The sequence below is a fragment of the Paraburkholderia sp. Ac-20347 genome (genome assembly GCF_017104805.1).
Classification (GTDB): Bacteria; Pseudomonadota; Gammaproteobacteria; order Burkholderiales; family Burkholderiaceae; genus Paraburkholderia; species Paraburkholderia tropica.
In genome coordinates, this window is record NZ_JAAGPN010000399.1 from 1 (window position 1) to 5,345 (window position 5,345).

At 68.0% G+C, this 5,345-nt stretch carries 4 protein-coding genes; all 4 read left to right on the forward strand.

What is annotated here, in order from left to right; genetic code table 11:
* Window positions 1-925 (forward strand): iron chelate uptake ABC transporter family permease subunit (locus G3N97_RS36235; protein ID WP_205997609.1); only part of this gene is annotated, 925 nt, incomplete at its 5' end.
* Between the two features lie 21 nt (window positions 926-946).
* The gene (locus G3N97_RS36240) at window positions 947-2,635 is read left to right on the forward strand and encodes a cyclic peptide export ABC transporter (protein ID WP_205997610.1); all 1,689 of its coding nucleotides are present in this window, start codon (window positions 947-949) and stop codon (window positions 2,633-2,635) included.
* Between the two features lie 200 nt (window positions 2,636-2,835).
* Window positions 2,836-3,603: an ATP-binding cassette domain-containing protein gene (locus G3N97_RS36245; protein ID WP_205997612.1), complete on the forward strand. Its 768-nt coding sequence runs from the start codon at window positions 2,836-2,838 to the stop codon at window positions 3,601-3,603.
* Window positions 3,604-3,662: 59 nt separating this feature from the next.
* Window positions 3,663-5,345: penicillin acylase family protein (locus tag G3N97_RS36250; protein WP_205997611.1), on the forward strand; the 1,683-nt coding region annotated here is incomplete at its 3' end.

The following is a 5,345-nucleotide window of genomic DNA, read 5'->3' on the forward strand; positions in this document are numbered from 1 at the left end:
GGCGGTGGTGGTCGTTTCGCTGATGCTCGGGCGCGGGCTCGCGGGCTGGCATCTGAGCAACGCGCACGAAGCGGGCGCGCTGCTGTTCCTGCGCCTCCCGCATGTGGTGGCGGCGGCGGGCGTGGGCGTGCTGCTCGCGCTGTCGGGCGGCGTCGTGCAGCGCATGACCGGCAATCCGATGGCGAGCCCGGACCTGCTCGGCATGTCGGCGGGCGGCGCGCTCGGCCTGACCGGCGCGCTGTTTCTCACGACGCATCCGGACCTGCCGACGTTCCTCGTCTGGTGCGCGGCCGGGTCGATGCTCACGCTGGGCGCGCTCGTGCTGATCGCGCGCGCCTCGTCGTTCGCGCCCGACACCCTGATCCTCGCGGGCATGACGCTGAGCGCGGCGTTCCAGGCCGTGTCGGTGATCGCCGTATCGAGCGGCGACCCGCGCGTCATCGTCCTGTACAACCTGCTGGCGGGCTCGACCTACAACGTCGGGCCGACGATGGCGGCGCTCGTCGCGGTCTGCGCGTTGCTCGCGCTGGCGGCCGTGCCGCTGTGCCGTCGCTGGCTGGAAATCCTGCCGCTCGGCGACGCGGTCTCGGTGGGGCTCGGCGTGCGCATCGCCGGGGCGCGCCTCGGGCTGCTGATGCTGAGCGCGCTGCTGAGCGCCGTGGCGACGCTCGTGATCGGGCCGCTGTCGTTCATCGGCCTGATGGCGCCGCATATGGCGCGCATGCTCGGCATTCGCCGCGCCATGCCCTTGCTGTTCGTGGCGGCCGCGTTCGGCGCGACGCTGATGATCGGCTCGGACTGGCTCGGCCGCTGGGTGCTGTTCCCGCAGGAAATGCCGGCCGGCGTGATGGCGACGCTGCTCGGCGGACTTTATCTGATCCTCACAATGTTCCGGCGGCCGGCGCAAGATCGGCCCGGTTCATGACGCACTCTCTCAAGGAGTCCCATGTCTTTGCTCTTGAAGCTCGCGCGCAACGCCCGCTGGACCTTGTTCGTTGCGCTCGCAACCAGTCTCGTCAGCGGTTTCGGTAACGCGGGCCTGGTCGCGCTCATCAATCAGGCGCTGTCGGCCTCGACTTCGCAGCTCGCGCGTCTGGGCTGGCAGTTCGTCGTGCTCGGCGTGATCGTGCTCGCCACGCGCACGCTGTCGCAAACGCTGTTCATGGACCTCGGCCAGCGCGCCAAGGCGGATCTGCGCATGCAGACGATCCGGCGTCTGGGCGGCGCCTCTTTCCGCCATCTGGAGCAGCAGGGCGCGGCGCGCTCGCTCGCCGTGCTCACGCAGGATCTCGACGCCATCGTCATGCTGTTCGTGCGCATGCCCGCGCTGGCGATGCAAAGCGCGGTGATCATCGGCTGTCTTGCGTATCTGAGCGTGCTGTCGTGGCAGATCCTGCTGGTGGCGATCGTGACGATCGGCATCGGCGCGGCCGGTTTTCGCGCCGCCAACGGACGCGCGCTGTTTCACCTGCGCGCGTCGCGCAAGCGCGAGGACGATCTGGTGCGCCACTTCCGCGCGCTGTTCGACGGCGCCAAGGAACTGAAGCTGCATCGCCTGCGCCGCAGCGCCTTCATCGACGACACGCTCTCCACCAACGTCGAAGCCGTGCGCGTGCAGCGCACGCGCGGCTACGTGCTCTACGCGGCGGCGGCGAGCTGGGGCAGCTTCATCCTGTTCGCCTTCATCGGCATCACGCTGTTCGTGGTCGCGCGCCTGTATCCCGTGAATACGCACGTGATGTCGGGTTACGCGATGGTGTTTCTCTACATGATCATGCCGATCGAGTCGCTGCTGTCGGCGATTCCGAACATCAGCACGGCGCGCGTGGCGCTCGAACGCATCGAGGAAGTGAACGCCGAACTGCCGCTCGAAAACGGTCTCGACGCGCCGGTCAAACGCGGCTTCCAGAGCCTCGTGCTCGACGGCGTCACGCATCGCTATTTCCGCGAGAAGGAGAACGACGTCTTCACGCTCGGGCCGATCAATCTGAGCTTCAAGCCCGGCGAACTGGTCTATCTGATCGGCGGTAACGGCAGCGGCAAGACCACGCTCGCGAAGATGATCGTCGGGCTGTACGCGCCCGAAAGCGGGCGTATCGTGGTGGATGGCGCGCCCGTGAACGAAGCGGATCGCGACAGCTACCGGCAGTTGTTTTCTGTGGTGTTCAGCGACTTCTTCCTGTTCGACAGTCTGCTCGGCATGCGCTTCGACGGGCTCGATCAGACCGCGCAGGATCTGCTCGTGCATCTGCAGCTCGATCACAAGGTCAGCATCAAGGACGGCGCGTTTTCCACGCTCGAACTGTCGCAGGGACAGCGCAAGCGACTCGCGCTGCTGGTCGCGTATCTGGAGGATCGCCCGTTCTATCTGTTCGACGAATGGGCCGCCGATCAGGACCCGCTGTTCAAGGACGTGTTTTACCGCAAGCTGTTGCCCGAGCTGAAGGCGAAGGGCAAGACCGTGGTGGTCATCACGCACGACGACCGCTATTTCCATCTCGCCGACCGCTATATCAAGCTCGAATACGGTCAGCTCGTGGAAACCGGGCTGGGCGCGGATCTGAGCGCACGCGCGGCGGGCAACGGCGAGCAGGGCGCGGATCATGCGCCGCTCGCACGCGTGGCCGCGCGCTGACACCGATGCACGCACGGCGTCGATGATGTCGATGCCATTTACCGTTGAAGATGCCAATGAGCTTGACCATGAATCTTTCGCACGACGAGGCGTTGCCCGAAGCGCCCGCCAATGCAGATGCAAGCGCTGACGCAAACGCTGACACAAACGCGGACGCCATCCATCCGGCGACGCGCCCGCAGGACGCACACGCGCCGGCGATGTTTACGCTCGACGGCGTGTCATTCGCGGCGGACGGCCGCACGCTGCTCAAGCCGCTCTCGCTCACGCTCGCGAAGCACCGCATGTATGGCCTGATCGGCCATAACGGCTCGGGCAAGTCGACGCTCGTGAAGCTGCTCGCGCGTCAGCAGCAGCCCGCCGCGGGCACGCTCACGTTCGCGGGGCAGCCGCTCGCGCAGTGGGACAACCGCGCGTTTGCGCGCAAGGTCGCGTATCTGCCGCAGCAACTGCCCGCCGCCGACGGCATGACGGTGCGCGAGCTGGTCGCGCTCGGCCGCTATCCGTGGCACGGCGCGCTCGGGCGTTTCTCGCGCACCGACACGCAAAAAGTGCTGGAAGCGATGGAGCAGACCGATACGGTGCGTTTCGCCGACCGCGCCGTGGACAGCCTCTCGGGCGGCGAGCGTCAGCGCGTGTGGCTGGCGATGCTGGTCGCGCAGGACAGCGACTGTCTGCTGCTCGACGAGCCGATTTCCGCGCTCGACATCGCGCATCAGATCGAAGTGCTCGCGCTGGTGCGCCGCCTGAGCGAGGAGCGCGGCATCGGCGTGGTGGTGGTGCTGCACGACATCAACATGGCGGGCCGTTTCTGCGACGAGCTGATCGCGCTGAAGGGCGGCAGTCTGCTCGCGCACGGGCCGTCCGCCGAGCTGATGCGCGCCGAGACGCTCAGCGCGATCTACGGCATTCCGATGGGTACGGTCGCGCATCCGGACGGCGGCATGCCGATCAGTTTCGCGCATTGACGGCGCGGTTCGCGCCCGCCGAACTCCGTTTTTCGACACCGCTTTCGACGCCACCTTCGATGAAACGATTTTCCGCAGCAGGCAATCTCCTCGCTGGCGCGCTGTGCGCCGTTCTGGCCGGCGCGTGCACGACGTCCGCGCAACAGGAGACGCAACAGGCTCATCCTGCGTATCGCGCGGACATCCGCCGCACCGCCGACGGCATCCCGCACATCCGCGCGAACGACTGGGGCAGCCTCGGTTATGGCACCGGCTACGCGCAGGCGCAGGACAATCTCTGCACGCTCGGCGACGCCTTCGTGACGTATCGCGGCGAGCGCTCAGAGCAGTTCGGCGCCGAAGCGCGTCCGCCGGCGGCCGCGTCGTTCGGCCAGCCGCACAATCTCGACGCCGACTTCTTCTTCCGCTTCGTCGTGGGCAACGACGCCGTGGCGCGCTTTCGCGACGCGCAGACGCCGCGCACGCGCGAACTCGTCGAAGGCTACGCGGCGGGCTATGACCGTTATCTCGACGATCTGCGCGCGGGGCGCTTCGCGGGGGCGCATGCCGTGTGCGCGAACGCCGCCTGGCTGCGCCCGATCGACGCCGACGATGTTTATCGCCGCCTGATCGCGGCCACGCTCGCGGGCGGCGAGGCGCATTTCGTCGAGGCCATCGTGCACGCGAAGCCGCCATCGGCTGAAGCCGCGCCTGCCGCGCCCGCCTCGTCAGCCGCGCCCGCTGCGAGCGCGCCGCAAGCCTCGCGGAGCAGCGCAACGACGGCGTCGATCGACATCGCGCCGACACGCTTCGACATTGACCAGCGTGCGGGCATCGGCAGCAATGCGCTGGCGTTCGGCGCGGCGAAAACGCGCGAGGGCGCGAGCCTGCTGTTCGGCAATCCGCACTGGTTCTGGCAAGGCCCGGACCGCTTCTACGAGGCGCAACTGACGATTCCGGGCCAGCTCGACGTGGCGGGCGCGTCGTTCCTCGGCGTGCCGGTGGTGATGATCGGCTTCAACGACAACATCGCGTGGACGCACACCGTTTCGCAGGCGCGCCGCTTCGGCATCTTCCAGCTTGCGCTGGTGCCGGGCGCGCCGACGCATTATCTCTACGACGGCCGCGACGAAGCCATGCAGGCGGTGCCCGTCACGGTGCCGGTGCGCGGCAGCGACGGCGCGATCACGCAGGTCACGCGCACGCTCTATCGCTCGCGCTTCGGTCCGCTGATCAATCTGTCGACGATGTCGCCCGCGCTCGCGTGGAATGCGCAGCACGCGTTCGCGTTGCGCGACGTGAACGCCGACAACACGCGCGTGTTCGAGAACTTCCTCGCGTGGGGCAGCGCGTCGTCGCTCGATGATTTCATCGCGATCCAGAAGCGCTACGCGGCCATGCCGTGGGTCAACACGTTTGCGATCGGCCGCAACGACCCGCGCGTGTGGTTCGCCGATATCGGCGCGATGCCGGGCGTGAGCGACGCGCTCGCGCAAACCTGCACGCCGCCGCTCGGCCGCGCGTTCGACGCCAGGGCGCCGGGCGTGCCGTTCCTCGACGGTTCGAAAAGCGCCTGCGCCTGGCAGAGCGCGCCGGACGCGCCGCAGGCGCAGACACTGGGCGTGGCGCAGATGCCGTCGCTCACGCGCGACGACTACGTGGGCAATTTCAACGGCAGCTACTGGCTCACGAATCCGGCTGCGCCGCTCACGGGGTTCTCGCGCGTGGCGGGCCTCACGGGCACGCCGCCGACGCTGCGCACG

Coding starts and splice junctions, on each gene's coding strand:
- G3N97_RS36240 (WP_205997610.1), top strand. CDS start 947: ATGTCTTTGCTCTTGAAGCTCGCGCGCAACGCCCGCTGGACCTTGTTC.
- G3N97_RS36245 (WP_205997612.1), top strand. CDS start 2,836: ATGTTTACGCTCGACGGCGTGTCATTCGCGGCGGACGGCCGCACGCTG.